Raw genomic sequence first — 19,082 nt, forward strand, 5'->3', positions numbered from 1 at the left:
AAAAGTCATCTGAAAATAAATAGTTAAGTTAAAATATATAGGACTTAAAAATGATTCATTAATAACTGTTGAGAACCAACTGGGTTATCACTGTTTGCTAGTTTCTTAGTATAGCGACCGTTTGGTTCTAATTCCCAAGCTTTTGTGTTGTCATACATATAGAGTTTTAGAATATTAATTACATATTTTTTCCACGGGCCATCTAAAATCGGAAATGCTAGTTCTACGCGCTTGATCATATTTCTGGTCATCATATCTGCTGAAGAAAGATAAAGTTCTTCATTGCCATTTTGATAAAAATAATAAACTCGACTGTGTTCCAAGAAACGACCAATAATGCTATGAACTTGTATATTTTCACTAACGCCTGGTATTCCTGGGATCAAACAGCAGATTCCTCTGATAATCAAGTCTACTTTTACCCCTGCTTGGCTTGCTTCAAATAATTTGATAATCATTTTTTTGTCAGTTAATGAATTCATTTTAGCAATTATATGACCATTTCCATATTGTTTGTGTAAAGTGATCTCCATTTCGATATTATCTATAAACGAATCTCTCATTTCAAATGGAGAAACATGTAAATAATTGTAAGTGGGTTGTTCTGAATACCCACTTAAATAATTAAAGAAAGCAGCAACATCTTGTGTTAGTTTTTTGTTTGTTGTAATAACGCCCATATCTGTATAGAGTTTTGCTGTTTGTTCATTATAATTTCCTGTTCCTAAATGCGCATATCTTTTAAATCCTCTATGGTCTTTTTTTACAATTAAAGTGGCTTTACTATGCGTTTTTAAATTTTTAATGCCATAAAGGATATGAGCCCCGGATTCTTCAAGTTCTCTTGCCCAGTGAACATTATTAGCTTCATCAAATCGGGCCTTTAATTCGACTAAGACAGTTACTTGAATATCTTTTCTAGCAGCTTTTTTTAAGGCTTCGATAAAAGGAGATGTATCACTTACCCTATAAAGAGTCTGTTTAATGGCGATGGTATTTGGATCTTCTACAGCTTGTCTGACTAGGTCGATCACAGGTTGAAATGAATCAAAAGGATGATGCAAAAAAATATCTTGTTTTTCAGAAAGTTCAAATATATTTTGTCTATTTAAAATATTTGGATATTTAGGCGTAAAGTTCTGAAATGCTTCTGTTGTAATAAATGTCTTTAATTCTGAAGCAATATTAGACAGAACAGTTAAGTCAAGAGGTCCACTGATTTCATAAACATCACGTTCTAACAAGTCAAGTTCTTCCATTAAATAGGTAACATCTTCTTTAAATGTAGAGGAAGCTGTTCTGACATCAACCTCAAGCCGGACAGCTCTTCCGTTTTTTCGTTTCAAAAGATAATCTTCAATGACAGAAAGCAAGTCTTCTGCTCCTTCTTCTTGTAGTTCTAAATCAGCATTTCGAGTAATACGAAAAGTAAAGGAATACTCGACCTCATAACCTATAAATAGTTCATTTAGAAATTTGAAAAGAATTTCTTCAGTAAATAAAACAACTTTTGTATCGTTCCCTTCAAGAATATGAAACCTTTCTATAAGTAAAGGAACAGGTAGAATAGCAATAAAGGGACTACCTGATTTTTTTAAACGAACAAACAAATGGATAACCTCATCGTTTAAATGAGGGAATGGCCGATAAGCATCTACTCCGAAGGGCGTAATTGCAGGTTTAATATGATTTCGAAAAATATTTTTTGCTTGACGCAACGCTGATTCGTCCAAATCTTCAATGTGTTTGAATAGAACATTTTTCTTTGCTAGCTCTTTTAGATTCTGATCGTATAAGTCATATTGATAACGTACGATAGTTTTATTTTTTTTAGAAATTTTGTCTAATTGTTTTTCTGGACTCCATTGTTTTTTTGAATCAGGGTCCTTTACACCGAGCCGAAGCTGATCTTGCAGGCCAGCTACTCGTACTTTGAAAAACTCATCCGAATTTGAACTGCCGATAGACAGAAATTTTAATTTTTCAAGTAAAGGATTGGCTGAATCTTCTGCCTCAGCAAGCACTCGCTCGTTAAAATCTAACCATGATAATTCTCTATTCTGATAATATATTGGGTTGTGTAAATCAATTGACTGATGCTGCATGAAATTCCCTCCGAATAACTTAGTCGATCAATTCTACTGTGATTCACTTTTAAATATAATGTGGACAGTACCACCAAGTACACGTTCCAAATGATTTTTATGTTTGTTCGCACGATATTTCTCCGAGACGACATCTCCATTATAGGTTACAGTCAGTTCAAATTCATCTTCAGAATTTTTTCGTTTCGTTAACTGAATATCCGTAACCATATTAACGTGGGAATCATTTAACGCCTCTGCAAACTTAATAATACTTCCCAAATAAAGTAAAGTTTCACTTTCTTCTTCGCTGAACCAGCCTTCAACAGCTTGACTATATTGATTAAATAACGAACGGTTTTTGTAGCTTGCCATCAAAGCTAACCGTACGCGGTCTTTATGATTAAACCCTTGAAGATTACTGTTAGAAATAATGTAAAACGTATGCTGCGACTTTGAGTCATCCTCAACATAGCTGCCCAGATTATAAAGAGAAGCAGCATAGTGGACAAGAATGAGCTGATCTTCATTTATAGAAATAATATTTTTTTCTTGTAGAAGGTTTATTAGACGATCAGCCAGTAAAATTCGCTGATGGGCTCCGATAGCCCGTATATTATAACGTTTCGACATTCTTTCTACTGTTTGGCGTTTGACACCATAAAGGTCATAAGGCGTGTTATGTGTTCGGTTGATATAATCGATTACTAGTCCTTCTCGCAGTCCGCGAGTACTTAGAGCAAATTCAGAAGAATCCATATAATGAAATAATTGAACAAAAACGATCCCAGCTGGAATAATAATATCTTTTCTATCTTCGCTTAAACCGTCAAGTTTAGATAATTGCTTCATAGAACTATCGGCTAAAAGTTGAAACGTATCTACTAATTCTGATTCTTTCATAGTATATTCATGAATACCGGCGATTGGATAATTTGATTGACGCTGGAAAACGTCGGCTATATTACGAGCAGAACCTCCAATGCCTATTAGAGGCACATTAACTTCAGAAAGCCAATCTAGCGTAGCCATCTGCTCACGTACCCAGTTTTCAGCTTTTTTAATCGCTTTAGGATCATTGTGTTCTTTTCCATCAAAAAATTGAGTTTTTAAGCTCACCACTCCAAATGGGAAACTATGGGATTTTACAACTTGTTTATCTTTAAAGAGGGTTAACTCAGTACTACCTCCGCCAATATCGATGGTTACACCATCTCTTAAGCCCATTGTATGGCGTACGGCATAGTTTCCAAAGAAAGCTTCTTCTTCTTCATTCAGTATCTTTAAATCTAAATCAGTTTTGTCTTTTACAAGTTTTAATATAGACTGGGCGTTCTTAGAACGACGAATAGCAGCTGTCGCGACCGATATCATTGTTTCGATATGATAACGATGCGCAATTTCTGTAAAACTTTCTAGCGCTTCAAGTAGAACTTCTATTCCTGCTTTTTTCATTATTTGGTCTTCATCTAGGTATTGTACTAGCCTTGCAGGAGTTTTAATATTCTGTAATTCTGTAATGGTCTGATTGGCATCAATTTCAAATATAACTAGTCGTATCGTATTTGAACCAACATCAATTAACCCTATTCTTTGGTTAGGCATTAAATAGTCTCCTTCATTCAAGATAGATTTCTTTACATCTATATCATACTTGAAAGAAAGGGAAAATGTCGAAAATAACAGACAAATATTACAAAAACATTACATTGAAAGTGAATTTGGTAGAATCCAGTCATATCATTACGTAATCGACTCTTCTTAAATCAAAAAGAAGCCCAATTAAAAATGTTTTGTAATAAATTGTAAGAATATAGAAATGTACAGCGTTGTTTTTATATGTATAATAGCAAAGCAATACGCAATCATATCATATTTATAAATGAAATTAATTAAAGAAAGGGTTGTTCTTAAAAGCCATGAAGAAATGGATAACAGGATTTGCTGTACTTATACTAGGAGTCGTAAATATATTTAGTGCTCAAGTTGCTTCAGCTGATTCACTGGATGACATTCGTCAGCAGCAAGAACAAAAAAAAGAAGCGATCGGTTCACTGCAAGATAAAGTCGCTAACGCACTGGAAGAAACTAGTGCAATGAATGAAAAAATTGATGCTTTAAATTCAGAAATTTCTGATACAGAAGCAAACATTGATGATAAAGAAGTAGAGATCACAGAACAAGAAAAAATTGTAGAAGCTAGATTAGAACAAGCTAGTCAGAGATTACAAGCACTGCAAACGAATGGTATGAATAATGACATCATTATGACGATTCTTGAAGCAGAGGACTTGAGTGATTTATTCAGTCGTACACTAACGGTATTACAATTAACGGATGCAGGTAATCAACTGATTGAAGAAGCGCAAGCAGAAGCGGATAAATTAGCAGAGCTAAAAGAAGAATTAGTTACAGAAAAAGAAGATTTAAAAGCAGATCTTGCATTAGTTTCAGAAGAGAAAGCTACTTATGATGAAAAAGTTTCTTCACTACAAGCTTTAGTAAAAGAAAATCAATCCGAATTGACTCAGCTGGAAACACGTGAAGCGGATGAAACAGCTCGTATCGAAACATCCCGTCAAGCAGCTCGTGCCGAAGCAATCAAAGCAGCTGAAGAGCAACGCGCAGCAAATGAGGCAGTTGTCTCAACTTCTTCTAGCTCTGATAATTCAAATAGTTCTTCTAAGGTAGAAGCAGCAACAAATAAAGGTACTAAGCAATCTTCACCAGCAAAACAAAGTGCTAAACCGGCTCAAAGTAACTCAAGTGCGAGTGGACGTACGGTTCAAGTAAGTGCGACTGGATACTCAACGCAACAAGCTAACTTGAGTACACATACTGCAACTGGAATAGATTTGAGAGTGAACCCGAGAGTCATTGCGGTAGACCCTTCAGTTATTCCATTAGGATCTACAGTTGAAATTCCTGGAAAAGGGGTTTATATTGCTGGAGATACAGGTGGAGCTATCAAAGGAAACAAAATCGATATTCATTTCTCTACAGTATCTGAAGCATTTGCATGGGGAAGAAAAACAATTACCGTGAAAATTCTTAATTAGTTATTAAATGTAAAATGTATCAAACTAAATATTTGGGAGCAGTCGCTGTTATAAGTGACCGCTCTTTTTTTATGCTAGAAAGATTGCTGATAGGATAATTTAAGTGAAACAAGAAACAGGAGCTAATTTCCTATACCTGACAAGCGTTCCCGTTTTTGGTAGAATAACCGTATTGATTTAAATAAAGAAAGATAAGCATTCGAAAAACTACTAAGAAAATAAACAGGATTGAGGGAAGAATAATGCCTAATAAGGATATGGAATTCTTTAAAGGAAAAGACGAAGATAGTTTTTTAACTGCTTGGCAAGCCCAGTATGGTGTGTTATCAGAAGAAGGAATTGATGAATTGTATGTGAATATTACAGAAGAAATTGATCGTCAGGTAGAAAGCGGAGAACATGAACTGGGAGACATTTTTGAATACAAAGGAATTCAAGTTGGGAAATCTGATTATAATCAGTTTCACCAAATCTATTTATTTGAACAAGAAAACTAATTAACGTAATTTAAAAGGAGGTGTTTCTTTGTCTATAGAGTTGATTGATAACAAATTGAGTTTACTGCCGGATCTACCAGGCTGTTATATTATGAAAGATAAAAATGATCAAATCATTTATATTGGAAAAGCAAAAAATCTTAAAAACCGAGTTCGATCTTATTTTAGGGGTACGCATGACGGCAAGACAGCACGACTTGTTCAAGATATCAGAAATTTTGAAACCATCGTCACTGGATCAGATAAAGAAGCCCTTTTATTAGAAGTGACCCTGATTCAAAAACATCAACCGAAATACAATATTCGTCTGAAAAGAGGGACTAGTTACCCCTATCTGAAAATTACAAATGAAAAAGATCCAAAGTTGATCATTACATCTGAAGTTGTAAAAGATGGAGCACAATATTTTGGTCCTTATCCAGATGTATATGCTGCCTCAGAAACACAGCAGCTGATCCAGAAAATATATCCACTTAGGAAGTGTAATGGCTATCAGAAACGGGCTTGTTTATACTACCATATTGGTCAATGTATTGGACCATGTGATCATGAGGTTCCTAAAGAGGAATACGATAAGCAAATTAGAAAGATTCGTAGCTTTTTAAATGGAAATGTCCACGATATCAAACGAGATCTTAAGCAGAAAATGGATGAAGCTGCTAAAGAAATGAACTATGAGAGTGCAGCTGAATTTCGTGATCAAATTGCATATATTGAAAAAACGGTAGAAAAACAATCGATTATTTCAAATAGTTTTATGCCTCGTGATTTCTTCAACTTCTATATGGATAAAGGATGGATTTCGATTCAAGTTTTCTTTGTTCGTCAAGCAACTCTGATCAAGAGAGATGCAACCATGTTTCCTTGTTATGATCCACCCGAAGAAGAACTGATGAGTTTTATCCTGCAGTACTATAATAATGAAAATAATATTCTGCCTAGTGAAATTTATGTGCCTGAAACAGTAGATAAAGAAGTTTTGGCAGAAGCAGTAGAAGCTAAAGTGATCAATCCTAAAATGGGAAGAAAAAAGGAACTGTTAGATTTAACTGGTAAAAATAGTGAGCTCGCTTTAAAAGAGAAATTTAGATTAATTGAAATGAACCAGCGTAAAACAACAGGAGCTATTCAAGAGCTTTCTCAAGCAATGGGATTACCTTATATTGAACGGATAGAATCATTTGACCATTCGAACATTCAAGGAACCAATCCTGTTTCTGCCATGATTTCTTTTAAAGATGGAAAACCGGACAAAAATAATTATCGGAAATATAAAATCAAGACGGTGGTTGGAAGCAACGAAGCCGCTACTACTCAAGAAGTAATCAGAAGGCGATATAGTCGGCTTCTCAAAGAGGGAAAGCCATTACCTGACCTTATCTTAATGGATGGAGGCAAGGTTCAAGTAAATGCGGCAGTAGATGTGTTAACGAATGAACTCTCTTTGGATATTCCTGTAGCTGGAATGGTGAAAGATAATAAACACCGTACAGCTAGTCTGATATTTGGAGAAAACCTAGAAATAGTAGTGCTGGATCCTCGTAGTCAAGCTTTCCATCTTGTACAGCGAATACAGGAAGAAGTTCATAGATTTGCGATTACATTCCATCGTAATGTACGAAGTAAAAACAGCTTCACTTCTAAATTAGATGAAGTGGAAGGTGTGGGACCTAAAACAAAGACGAAAGTACTCAGACATTTCAAATCTATGAAACGATTAAAAGATGCAGATATAGAGGAAATAAAAAAACTAGGAATTTCAGAAACGGTAGCAATACGGATAAAAGAAACCCTTGCGGAATATCAGTCAAATTAATTTAGATAGAAAGTTGGAAGTACAGTGATTCGCGATGCAGAACCAAAGGATATAGAAGAAATCGTGGAATTATTTAAAGTGATTTTGGAAGAATTAGACTTACCTGTTTTGCAAAATGTCTCATGGTTGCAGTTAAAGCCCGCTTTAATGGAGGCAGCAAATAGTAGTGAATATCGCTATAGTTATAAGAATGCAATTGTTAAAGAAATAGATAAAAAAGTGGTTGGATTTAGTTATGGGTATCGTGGAGAAACAGATAAAAAACGAGATAAAGTCCTATTAGAAATATTAACTAAGCATGACTTACCACATTTTGTGATTTTTCAAGAGGATGAAACAGAAGCTGGGGAATGGTATATAGATTCTTTAGTAGTCAATGAATTATTTAGAGGTTTCGGAATTGGTAGAGAACTGCTACATGCAGTATATCAGCAGGCAAAATCTTCTGGTATAGATAAAGTTGGATTAAATGTAAATCAGTCAAATCCTAAAGCACGTAAACTTTATGAAAAAGAAGGATTTCGCAAAAGTAGAGAAATTGAATTAATGGGACATTTATATACTCATATGCAAAAGCAAGTCTAAAAAAAGATCGCCTAGGAATATTCCTAGGTGATCTTTTTTTATAAGCTTTTACTCTGATCATTGACTACACGTAAATTATCAACAATCATTCCTGAACGGCCTTTTAGTTGGAGAGTATTCATCTTTTCCTGATAATCTATTAATGGATCATCGTCTAAGTGTGTTACTTTAGTAGGATCGATATAAACGGGTCCTAGAGGAGAATTCAATGTTTCGCAAGATTCACTGATATTATCGGAAACTTTTAGTTCAAATACTCCAGTAATACTACAAGCGTATGAACCTTGGAATTTTTCGTTATAGTAAAGTTCTAATTTTCCAGAATGATCTTCTAAGATATTAGAGATTCTTTTTTGTGCGAGAGCGGTCATTGCAATTTCCATTTAGACACATCCTTAATTTGAAAGTAATCTTATTTTCTAATAAATAAGTGAAAGGAGAAAAGGACTGATTATTTTGAAGATTTGGGAAAAATAAATGGATGCATAAAGCCTAGGCTATATTTTTCTTTTTTATATTGTTGCCAGATACTATCCTTTTCTGATGAATAGTGATCAATAATAACGGCTAATACACAACAAATAGGAGCGTATTCTTCTTTTTCAATTTCAAGAACATAGAAATCTCCCTGAAAAGAATAATGTTTTTCTACACGCATAATAACTTCTGTGTGGTGACTGACGATATACTGTCGTTCAACAAAATTACCTGAGACAAGCCAGTTTAAATGGCTTACAAGATAGTAGGGTTGTTTCAATCCTTGAAATCCGGGAATTTTTTTAACGGTACCCAACTTTTGATCATCCACATAAAAGTCAAACTTAGGAAAAATCGATAATACAGTTTGTCGGGCTTCTACTAAGCGCTCACCATTCATTGCATACAATGAAAGAGCGTCACGAGCTCTACCCCATTTTCCAACAATTAGATATTTATCTTTTCCAGAAGGTGTTTTAACAATCATACGATTCTGCATAGACATATACGCATCGTTTATATATAGACGAACCATTACTTTCACCTCTTAGTTCGTAAAGTCTGACGTATTTAATCTGTTTTCTATATTATAACACCCAAAATTGAAATGTCGAACGAACTAAAAAGCTTGTGCTATAAAAAGAATAATAGGGAAGATACAAAAAAGCCGAAACAAAATATGCTTCGGCTAGATAAACTAATGATATTTTTGAGACAATACAGCAGTTAATTGATTGACTGCTTCTACCACAGCGTTCAACTTTGCTTCCATGCGGTAAAGTAGAAAGAGTGAGATAAATATTGGGAAACCCACATTCTCGATCATTTCAATTACGGCACTAACGAAATCAGCACTTTGTTCCATTGCACTTGTCCTTTCCATTACCCCTTACTGATAATAACGATTGGAAAAGGTAAAATGTTACCTGATTCAGAAAAAAGCAAGTACATCTTGTTAATTGATGTGCTTGCTTTTCATTAGTAAGGATGGAGATCAGATTCCTTTATTTTGTTCTAAACGATAACCACTATGGAAAACAGATCCAACAAACTGGTTATATTCAAAACCATTTTTGATAGCTGCAGTTACAAAGTCTTTTGCTTTGAGTACTGCCTCTTTAGGTTCTAAACCTTGAGCTAATCCAGAAGTAATGGCAGCAGCAAAGGTACATCCAGCCCCGTGGTTTGTGGCACTTTCGATTTTGTCTACTTCCAAAATAGTAAAGTCAGACCCATCATAGAACAAATCAATAGCTTTATCGCCTTCTAGTGCTTTTCCACCTTTGACAACTACATATTTAGTCCCTTTTTGCTGAATTAATTTAGCGGCTTCTTTCATGTCATCAAGCGTCTTTAATGTTCCTAATCCAGATAGTTGACCAGCTTCAAATAAATTTGGAGTGGTGATTGTTGCAAGAGGAACGAGTAAATCTCTTAATGCTTCAGCGTTTTCAGGATTCAATACCTCTGTTTCACCTTTGCAGACCATGACTGGATCTACTACAAGGTTCGTTAAGTTTTTTTCTTTGATTGTTTCTGCAATGACTTCGATTACAGGAACGTTGGGAAGCATACCTGTTTTTAAGGCGTCGATTTTTGGACCTGCAGTTGCAGTGACCAGCTGATCTTTTACAATTTGTGCATCAATAGGAGTAACACCGTGGCTCCAATTGTTGTTAGGATCCATAGTAGCAATAACCGTTAAAGCAGCAATTCCATAAGTTCCAAATTCTGCAAAAGTTTTTAGATCGGCTCCAATTCCAGCGCCACCGCTCGCATCATTACCGGCAATGGTTAAAGTGATTTTTGGTTGAGTCACAATTTATTCCTCCAATTTAAATTAATAAGGTTCGCTCTTTATTCATTTCATTTTATCACAAGTGAAAAAAAAAGAAACTATATGAAAGGGAAACCATATTTATTTCTAGTAAAGAGTGACTTGCATAATAAAAAAAGTCGACAAAATACATATTCTGTATTTTGTCGAGCAAATTGATTAATCTTTATAAATTTTTCCGTTCAATACTCGAGAAATAGCCTCAGCTACGCCATTTTGAGAATTGCTGGAAGTGGAGTAACTCGCAGCTTCTTTTGCTTCGGGGACTGCATTAGCTACAGCGGTTCCATATTTAGCCCACGTTAGCATAGATAAATCATTGATATTATCTCCGATTGTCATAACTTCTTCTGCTTTGATCCCTAGCTTTTTGGCATACTGAGCAATGGCAATACCTTTCTGAGCAGATTCATGATTGATTTCGATATTCTTTTTACTAGAAGCGGTAATGGCTAATTTAGGAACTTCGTTTGCTAATTGTTCTTTTAAAGGCTTTAATATTGCTGGCCCTTCTTCCGAATGAGCAGATACTTTTAATATGACGATGTGATTATCTTCCACAACAGAATCAAGGCTATCTACAAATTTAACGTTCATTTCTTCAACATGAGCAGTAGCACTTTCCATAGCGTCTTCAAAAGTTAAATCTGGATTTAAATCTGCTAACATAGAAGCTACAGTTTTTAAACGTTCTTCTCGATTGCTGGAATAGATTCCATCAGATGTCATTAGTTCCTCGTGTACATCAGAATACTGAGAAATAATTGATCTAATTTTTTTCACGACATTTTTTTCTAAGCCTTTATTATATAGATTTTTGCCCTCTTTATCGAAAAGTTGTGCACCATTCAACGTGATAATGGGACACTCAATGTTGTGATCTTTCAAAGGGTGGGTAGCTAAGGGATAGTCTCTTCCGGTTGCGATTAGAAAATGAAGTCCCTTTGCTTGTGCTAGTTTGATTGCTTGAGCATTTGATAGTGAAACATCGATATGGTCGTTTAGTAAGGTTCCGTCCATATCTGAAGCGATTAGTTTAATCATAGTTTAATTCCTCCATTATTAGATTCATATACAAGTCTAACAGATTAGTGTAAAAAATAAACTGTTTTACAGTGTATACTTAGAAAAGATAGAGACAAATTTGTTACAATCAATTCAAGAAGACCATAGAAAATTATGAAAATACCATAAAAGGAGTGTTGGATTGTGCCAATACCAGTAGAAAATGATTGGAAACCGATACTACAGAAGTTAGAAAAAACAGAATCATATCAGCAGCTTAGAGAATTTTTGGTTAAAGAATATAACACGGAAACGATTTATCCCAAAAAAGAAAATATCTGGCAAGCATTCGAATGGACGCCCTATAATGAAGTTAAGGCAGTTATTCTAGGACAAGATCCTTATCATGGAATTAATCAAGCACACGGATTAGCCTTTTCAGTCAAACCCGAAGTAAAACTGCCACCTTCTCTAAAAAATATATACAAAGAATTACAAGATGATTTAAATATAACTCCAGTTGAACATGGTTATTTAAAAAGTTGGGCTAAGCAAGGCGTATTAATGCTGAATACGATATTGACTGTTAGAGCAGGGCAAGCTCATTCACATAAAAATGTGGGTTGGGAATTATTGACAGATGAAGTGATTAAAGCTCTAAATGAAAGAGAAAAACCGATTGTCTTTATTCTGTGGGGAACACCGGCACAGAAAAAACGAGCCATGATTGATGAAGCTAAACACAAGGTTATTACTTCGGTCCATCCTAGTCCATTAGCTGCTTATAGGGGCTTCTTTGGATCTAAACCTTTTTCAAAAACAAATGAATTTTTGATTAAAAGTGGTCAGAAACCAATTGACTGGGAACTACCGAAAGATCCAATGAAAGAATAAGACTTTTTCTGTGAAAATTTACTGATAAGTGTTATGATATATTAGTGAAAACAAATCATTGGAGGGAATAAATAGTGGAATTATTTGAAAGTCTAAAACAGAAAATTCATGGGAAAGAGTTGAAAATCGTTTTTCCGGAGGCAACTGATGAACGTATCTTAGGAGCGGCAGTCCGTTTGCAGTCTGAAAAGATTTTAAACCCTATTCTTTTAGGAAACAAAGATGAAGTGATGAAAGCCGCAAAAGATCACGGATTCGATTTAGGAACTATTGAAATCGTTGACCCTCAAACTTATGATAAGTATGATGAAATGGTGACGGCTTTTGTTGAACGCCGTAAAGGTAAAGCAACCCAAGAACAAGCTCAAGAACAATTGAGAGATGTTAATTATTTTGGAACAATGCTAGTCTATATGGATCTTGCAGATGGTCTAGTATCTGGAGCAATTCATTCAACAGGAGAAACTGTTCGTCCAGCATTGCAAATTATCAAAACTCGTCCAGGTGTAAGCCGTACTTCAGGAGCATTCATCATGTTACGTGCTAGAGAGCAAGAGAAATACTTATTCGCTGACTGTGCAATTAACCCGAATCCAGATGAAAAAGTTCTTGCAGAAATAGCGGTTGAAAGTGCTCGTACAGCTAAGATGTTTGATATTGATCCTAAAGTGGCAATGTTAAGCTTTTCTTCAAAAGGATCAGCTAAAGCACCGGAAGTTGAAAAAGTTCAAAGAGCAACTAAACTTGCACAAGAGATGGCCCCTGAATTTGAAATTGATGGAGAATTGCAATTTGATTCTGCTTTTGTTCCAGCGGTAGCGCAACAAAAAGCTCCTGGTTCAAATGTTGCTGGAGCAGCAACTGTATTTGTATTCCCAGAACTACAATCAGGAAATATTGGTTATAAAATGGCACAACGTTTGGGTGGATTTGAAGCAGTTGGACCAATCTTACAAGGATTGAACAAACCAGTATCAGATTTATCACGTGGTTGTGTAGAAGAAGACGTCTATAAGACAGCGATCATCACGGCTAACCAATCAATTTTAGGCTAAAACTAATATAACTAAATAAATATATTTAAGCTCTCCTATTTTGCTTGTATCAAGCAGAATAGGAGAGCTTTTTTATTGAAAAACCTGCTTGTCGTAACTCGTTCGTGAATACATTCACTTACATATAGTAATGCATATAGTTAGAAAGTTGGAATTATGAATGTTATAATTATTACAGTTGGTAAGCCTTTTCAGTCGTTTTTATAAAGGAGAGTGCACAAATGAAAAAGTATATTATGTCAATAGATCAAGGAACCACAAGTACAAGAGCAATTATTTTCGATGAAGAAGGAGAACCGAGATGGAGTTCTCAAAAAGATATTGAACAGTTTTTTCCGGAACCAGGTTGGGTAGAACATGATGCAAATGAAATCTGGCTTAAAACCTTACAAGTGATCGCAAGCGTTATGATCGAATCAGGATTAGAACCTGAAGATCTCGATAGTATCGGGATAACGAATCAACGGGAAACAACAGTAATCTGGGATAAGGAAACAGGTACACCTATCTATCATGCAGTCGTGTGGCAGTCCACGCAAACTTCAAAGATTGCTGATCAATTAAAAGCAGATGGACATAAAGAGAGTGTTCATAAAAAAACTGGATTAATTATAGATTCATACTTTTCAGCTACAAAGATCAAATGGATATTTGATAAGGTCGAAGGTTCAAGAGAAAGAGCTGAAAATGGAGAGTTACTATTTGGTACGATTGATACGTGGCTATTATGGAAATTGACAGGTGGAAAGGTCCATGCTACAGATTATTCTAATGCGAGTCGTACAATGCTTTATAATATTTACGATTTAGAGTGGGATATAGATATTCTTGAATTATTAGAGATTCCCGAAAAAATGCTGCCGGAAGTATTGCCATCTTCAGGTGTATTTGGAGAAACAATGGATGCTGTTTTCCATGGAGTAAGTGTCCCAATAGCAGGAATTGCTGGTGACCAGCAAGCAGCATTATTCGGTCAAACAGCTTTTGATAAAGGTATGGTGAAAAACACTTACGGAACAGGTTCATTTATTATTATGAATACTGGAAAAGAGCCTATTCAATCTAAAAACGGATTACTGACTACTTTAGCATATGGATTGAATGATGAAGTCTATTATGCATTAGAAGGTTCTATATTTGTAGCTGGATCAGCTTTACAATGGCTAAGAGATGGAATGGATATGTTCCGGGAGTCCCCAGAGTCTGAAGATCTTGCTAACAAAGTAGACACTACGGATGGTGTCTATGTTGTTCCGGCATTTACAGGATTAGGCGCTCCGTATTGGGACCAAGATGCGAGGGGTTCTGTATTTGGCTTAACAAGAGGAACAACTAAAAGTCATTTTGTGCGTGCTACACTTGAATCTTTAGCTTATAGAACAAGAGATGTTGTAGACGCAATGAATGAAGATGCTGGATTGAAAACCGAAACAATGCGAGTCGATGGTGGAGCAAGTATGAATGACTTTTTAATGCAGTTTCAGGCAGATATTTCAAATGTGAAAATTGAACGCTCCAAGGTTATGGAGACCACAGCCCTAGGTGCTGCCTATTTGGCTGGACTAGCTACCGGATTTTTCAACGATCAGGAAGAAATTAAAGCTAAATGGGAAAAAGCAAGTTCATTTGAACCGAAAATGGGCGCAGAAAAGAGAGAAGATTTATATGCTGGATGGCAGGCAGCAGTAAAATCTACTCAGACATTTAAATTCAAACCAAAAAAAGTCAATCAAGAAGATTAACCTATATTAAAGAAAGGGCTGAGTGCAGCATGAGTTTTTCGGCTCAAACGCGAAAAAAAAATATTGAAGAATTAAAAAATACTGAATTAGATTTACTGATTATCGGTGGAGGTATTACCGGAGCTGGAATTGCGTTACAAGCCGGTGCTAGAAACATAAAAGCTGGTATGATTGAGATGCAGGATTTTGCAGCCGGAACTTCTAGTCGCTCAACAAAATTAGTTCACGGAGGATTGAGATATTTAAAACAGTTCGATGTTGAACTTGTTGCAGATGTGGCACAAGAGCGAGCAGTTATTGGAAAGAATGTTCCTCATGTCGTACAACCTAGTTATATGCTTATGCCGATATATGATGAACCAGGAGCCTCATTTAATGAGTTTTCTGCAGAAGTTGTACTACATCTATACGACTATCTAGCAAAAGTAGATGATGAATGGTCACACTATATGATCGATAAAGACAAAGTAGAAGCAGAAGAACCCGATCTAAGAACAGAAGGATTATTGGGAGGTGGGTTTTACCTTGATTATACGAATGATGACTCTAGACTAACAACTGAAATTATCAAAAGAGCCCACGAATTCGGCACTTTAATTACTAATTATGTAAAAGCTATTGATTTTATCTATAATGATGAAAATAAAATTATTGGTGTCAAAGCTGAAGACACGTTAACAGACCAAATTTTTGAAATTCACGCTTCTGTTGTCGTGAATGCAACGGGTCCATGGTCCGATACTGTTCGCAAACAATTAAAAGGAAATATGAAGAAAAAATTATTTCCAACAAAAGGTGTTCACTTTGTAGTTGATCATAGTAAAATTCCGATTGACCGTACTATTTATACAGATACAGGTATGGATGATAACAGAATGATCTTTTTTATTCCTAGAAGTGGAAAAACATATTTTGGGACAACAGACACCCCTTTTGAAGGTGAATATGATGATCCAAATATTACTCAAGACGATATAGATTATCTGTTAAAAGCAGCAAATTATCGTTTCCCTGATGCTCATATCACATTGGATGACATTGAAGCAAGTTGGGCTGGACTGAGACCATTGATCCAGGATGAAGATAATTCGGATCCATCAGGAATTTCTCGTGGCCACGATATATTTGTCTCTGAAGGCGGGCTGATCAGTATAGCAGGTGGAAAACTGACAGATTATAGAAGAATGGCAAATGATACATTTGAAATGATCGATAAAGAACTAGCTCAATTCGATAAATCTTTTAATCAGGTGGATACTGCTGATATTCGTTTATCAGGTGGAGATATTCCTGAACATCAGACATTCAGTGAATATGCGGATGAACAGACTCAAAAAGGTATAGCTATCGGCCTTAAAGAAGATGAAGCTCGAGCATTAGTTAACTGGTATGGTACCAATGTAGAATTAGTTTACAATTTAAAAGATCGGGTAACAGGTAGCGAGCTGCCTCTAAAAGATGCTTTGCAATTAGAATACGCAGTTGAATATGAAATGACTTTACTACCAGAAGATTTTTTGGCTCGCCGCACAGAAACATTATTATTTGATACACCTCGTATACAAGAATTAAAACAACCATTAGTTGAATACTTTGCGACTCGTTTTAACTGGACTGACGAAGAAATGAAAAAGCGAGCAAATGAACTGGATGAAAAAGTTGCAGAAACCACATTAAGTCAATTTAGGTAGTAAATAAGAACAAGAAAAGAAGGATTAGCTCTTTCTTTCCTTTCTTGTTATGAAAAATTCTAGCCATTTTTACGTGATTATGCTAAAAGAAAATTCTTGTAAGATATTCAGTGTCATATAATGAAATTTTTCATAGATGAGCATGTTAACCAAGAAAGCGTAAGAGAGGAGAAAAGTAATTGGATACTACTTTATGGCAACAATTGATCGGAGAATTTTTTGGAACAATGATTTTGGTGCTTTTAGGAGATGGAGTGGTTGCGGCAAATGTCTTGAAAAAAACAAAATCTGCTGATACTGGCTGGCTGCTGATTACAATTGGCTGGGGACTTGGAGTAACTATGGCTGTCTATGCAGTAGGCTGGTTATCTCCTGCACATATTAATCCTGCTGTGACTTTAGGTATGGCGATAGCAGGAGAGATTGCATGGGCATCAGTTATTCCTTATATGATTGCCCAAGTAGCAGGAGGTATAGTAGGCGCTACACTAGTATGGCTACATTATATGCCGCATTTTGCTGCGACAGATGACCAAGAAGCAATCCTCGCTGTATTTTCAACTGGACCAGCTATTCGTCACAGTGTATGGAACTTAGTTTCTGAGACGATTGCTACTACTGTATTAGTTTATGGCTTGCTGGCTTTCACACAAGGACAGTTCACCGATGGATTAAATCCAGTAGTTGTTGGGCTATTGATTGTGGCTATTGGGATTTCCTTAGGTGGAACAACTGGCTATGCGATCAATCCCGCTCGTGACTTAGGCCCTCGTATTGCGCATCAAATTCTGCCGATTGCCAATAAAGGGACGTCTGATTGGGGGTATGCGTGGATTCCAATAGTCGGACCATTCTTAGGAGCAATTGTAGGCGCATTAATATTTATTCTAATTAGTAGCTGAACTTAAGATTGTAAACCAATTTTGAACAATGAACCGTCTTCATACAGGTTCATTGTTCTTTTTTGTAGGAATAATTAATGAATAATAAATAAATAATGTATTTGAATATAATGTGTTATAAAATGATGAGAATACTTTTAGAATTATAAAATCTAACTAATGGAGTGAAAAATATGGAAAAAAAGAAAGTGAATTTAGGATTAGTACCTAAGCTGCTTTTGGCAATTGTATTAGGTATTATTGTAGGACAGTTATCATTTATTCCAACAGTATTATTAAGAATTCCTGTGACATTTTCTAATCTATTCAGCAGTTTGCTATCATTTATTATACCGTTAATGATCATAGGGTTCATTGTGAAAGGTATTTCAGATTTAACTGAAGGTGCTGGAAAGCTATTAGGTGTAGCGACGATTATTTCATATGCTTCAACTATTGTAGGAGGCCTTGTAGCTTATTTTGTAGCTTCCACTGTTTTTCCCTTATTCATCACTTCTCAAATCAATACCAATGTGCAAGAAACAACCACGGAACTAACAACCTTGTTTGAAATACCTTTAGAGCCGATGTTAGATGTAACGGCTGCAATTGCATTTTCTTTTATAATGGGCATGAGTATTTCCTGGTTAAGAGCAAAACATAAAAGCAATACTCTATACAACGTATTTAATGAGTTCAATTTGATTATTATAAAAGTATTGAATACTGCAATTATTCCGTTACTTCCTTTTTTTATATTTGGTAACTTTGTCAGTTTGAGTTATACAGGTCAGGTATTTGATATTTTATCTGTATTTTGGAGAGTCTTCCTGATTGTTATCGTGCTCCACCTGACATTAATTGTTTTATGGTTTACTTTTGCGGGTATATATCGTAAGAAAAATCCAATTCACTTAATTAAAAATCAAATTCCTGGATATTTTACAGCAATTGGAACACAGTCATCTGCTGCGACAATTCCAATTAATATAGAATGTGCACAAAAAAATGGGGTTTCAAGAAAAATTCGAGAATTTATGATTCCGCTTTGTGCAACAATCCATTTATTAGGTAGTATGGTAACGATTATTTCATGTGTATATGCAGTATTGTATTTATATGATATGCCCATAAATTTTGGAATGATGGCTAGTTTTATTGGAACGTTAGGGATTGCTATGGTTGCCGCGCCGGGAGCGCCTGGCGGAGCAATTATGTCAGCATTACCATTCTTGACAATCGTAGGAATCGATCCCACAGGGACGTTAGGAAATTTGCTGATCACATTGTATCTTACACAGGATAGTTTTGGAACAGCGGCAAATGTATCTTGTGATAACGCAATTACTTTAGTAGTAGAAAAAATCTACTTTAAATATATTGCAAAAGAAGAGCCCACTGAATTAACAGGTCCAGTTCCAGAAATTACAGTTGAATAAGGGATTAATTAATTTTGTTT

At 35.5% G+C, this 19,082-nt stretch carries 17 protein-coding genes; 10 read left to right on the forward strand and 7 right to left on the reverse strand.

The genetic code is table 11. The annotated features are described in order from the left end of the window. Positions 1-44 precede the first annotated feature (44 nt). Both BLT22_RS01395 and BLT22_RS01400 read right to left on the reverse strand, forming a co-directional pair. On the reverse strand, positions 45-2,105 hold the full coding sequence (locus BLT22_RS01395) for an RNA degradosome polyphosphate kinase (protein WP_091759846.1): 2,061 nt from the start codon (positions 2,103-2,105) through the stop codon (positions 45-47). Positions 2,106-2,138: 33 nt separating this feature from the next. Next, positions 2,139-3,689 carry a Ppx/GppA family phosphatase gene (locus BLT22_RS01400; protein ID WP_091759849.1) on the reverse strand — a complete coding sequence of 517 codons (1,551 nt, stop codon included), beginning with the start codon at positions 3,687-3,689 and terminating at the stop codon, positions 2,139-2,141. Positions 3,690-4,003: 314 nt separating this feature from the next. Here BLT22_RS01400 and BLT22_RS01405 point away from each other — a divergent pair, with 314 nt between their 5' ends. From BLT22_RS01405 to BLT22_RS01420, 4 genes are all read left to right on the forward strand, one after another. Next, the gene (locus BLT22_RS01405) at positions 4,004-5,143 is read left to right on the forward strand and encodes a 3D domain-containing protein (RefSeq protein ID WP_091759853.1); all 1,140 of its coding nucleotides are present in this window, start codon (positions 4,004-4,006) and stop codon (positions 5,141-5,143) included. Between the two features lie 242 nt (positions 5,144-5,385). After that, positions 5,386-5,640: a hypothetical protein gene (locus tag BLT22_RS01410; RefSeq protein ID WP_091759856.1), complete on the forward strand. Its 255-nt coding sequence runs from the start codon at positions 5,386-5,388 to the stop codon at positions 5,638-5,640. Between the two features lie 28 nt (positions 5,641-5,668). After that, a complete protein-coding gene (gene uvrC / locus BLT22_RS01415; protein WP_091759859.1) occupies positions 5,669-7,456 on the forward strand; it encodes an excinuclease ABC subunit UvrC in 1,788 nt (595 codons plus the stop codon). Between the two features lie 24 nt (positions 7,457-7,480). Continuing rightward, complete coding sequence (locus BLT22_RS01420; RefSeq protein WP_091759862.1) at positions 7,481-8,041, forward strand: GNAT family N-acetyltransferase; 561 nt, start codon at positions 7,481-7,483, stop codon at positions 8,039-8,041. Positions 8,042-8,079: 38 nt separating this feature from the next. On the opposite strand, the gene BLT22_RS01425 is transcribed toward BLT22_RS01420, so the two are convergent. The 5 genes from BLT22_RS01425 to BLT22_RS01445 all read right to left on the reverse strand — a co-directional run bounded on the left by BLT22_RS01425 (position 8,080) and on the right by BLT22_RS01445 (position 11,399). Next, a complete protein-coding gene (locus BLT22_RS01425; protein WP_091759865.1) occupies positions 8,080-8,424 on the reverse strand; it encodes an iron-sulfur cluster biosynthesis family protein in 345 nt (114 codons plus the stop codon). A gap of 68 nt (positions 8,425-8,492) precedes the next feature. Next, positions 8,493-9,053, reverse strand: a complete 561-nt coding sequence (locus BLT22_RS01430; RefSeq protein WP_087059417.1) for an LURP-one-related/scramblase family protein — start codon at positions 9,051-9,053, stop codon at positions 8,493-8,495. A gap of 162 nt (positions 9,054-9,215) precedes the next feature. Continuing rightward, complete coding sequence (locus BLT22_RS01435) at positions 9,216-9,401, reverse strand: YvrJ family protein (protein WP_091759867.1); 186 nt, start codon at positions 9,399-9,401, stop codon at positions 9,216-9,218. A gap of 111 nt (positions 9,402-9,512) precedes the next feature. Further along, positions 9,513-10,340, reverse strand: coding sequence for a bifunctional hydroxymethylpyrimidine kinase/phosphomethylpyrimidine kinase (thiD, locus tag BLT22_RS01440; RefSeq protein WP_091759870.1), 828 nt, complete (start codon positions 10,338-10,340; stop codon positions 9,513-9,515). Positions 10,341-10,514: 174 nt separating this feature from the next. Beyond that, positions 10,515-11,399 (reverse strand): Cof-type HAD-IIB family hydrolase, encoded by an 885-nt coding sequence (locus tag BLT22_RS01445; RefSeq protein WP_091759873.1) that lies wholly within the window; start codon positions 11,397-11,399, stop codon positions 10,515-10,517. A 171-nt stretch (positions 11,400-11,570) separates the two neighbouring features. Between BLT22_RS01445 and BLT22_RS01450 the strand changes: the two genes are divergently transcribed. From BLT22_RS01450 to BLT22_RS01475, 6 genes are all read left to right on the forward strand, one after another. Further along, positions 11,571-12,254 carry a uracil-DNA glycosylase gene (locus BLT22_RS01450; RefSeq protein ID WP_256333875.1) on the forward strand — a complete coding sequence of 228 codons (684 nt, stop codon included), beginning with the start codon at positions 11,571-11,573 and terminating at the stop codon, positions 12,252-12,254. Positions 12,255-12,328: 74 nt separating this feature from the next. Then, positions 12,329-13,309: a phosphate acetyltransferase gene (gene pta, locus BLT22_RS01455; RefSeq protein WP_087059405.1), complete on the forward strand. Its 981-nt coding sequence runs from the start codon at positions 12,329-12,331 to the stop codon at positions 13,307-13,309. A gap of 221 nt (positions 13,310-13,530) precedes the next feature. Further along, a complete protein-coding gene (gene glpK / locus BLT22_RS01460) occupies positions 13,531-15,051 on the forward strand; it encodes a glycerol kinase GlpK (RefSeq protein ID WP_091759880.1) in 1,521 nt (506 codons plus the stop codon). Between the two features lie 29 nt (positions 15,052-15,080). Continuing rightward, positions 15,081-16,742: an FAD-dependent oxidoreductase gene (locus BLT22_RS01465; protein ID WP_091759883.1), complete on the forward strand. Its 1,662-nt coding sequence runs from the start codon at positions 15,081-15,083 to the stop codon at positions 16,740-16,742. Positions 16,743-16,921: 179 nt separating this feature from the next. After that, positions 16,922-17,644, forward strand: coding sequence for an MIP/aquaporin family protein (locus BLT22_RS01470; RefSeq protein WP_091759886.1), 723 nt, complete (start codon positions 16,922-16,924; stop codon positions 17,642-17,644). A gap of 173 nt (positions 17,645-17,817) precedes the next feature. After that, entirely contained in the window at positions 17,818-19,062 is a 1,245-nt protein-coding gene (locus BLT22_RS01475) for a dicarboxylate/amino acid:cation symporter (RefSeq protein ID WP_091759888.1), read from the forward strand. Positions 19,063-19,082: the final 20 nt, after the last annotated feature.

The organism is Marinilactibacillus psychrotolerans, assembly GCF_900101525.1.
Lineage (GTDB): Bacteria > Bacillota > Bacilli > Lactobacillales > Carnobacteriaceae_A > Marinilactibacillus > Marinilactibacillus psychrotolerans.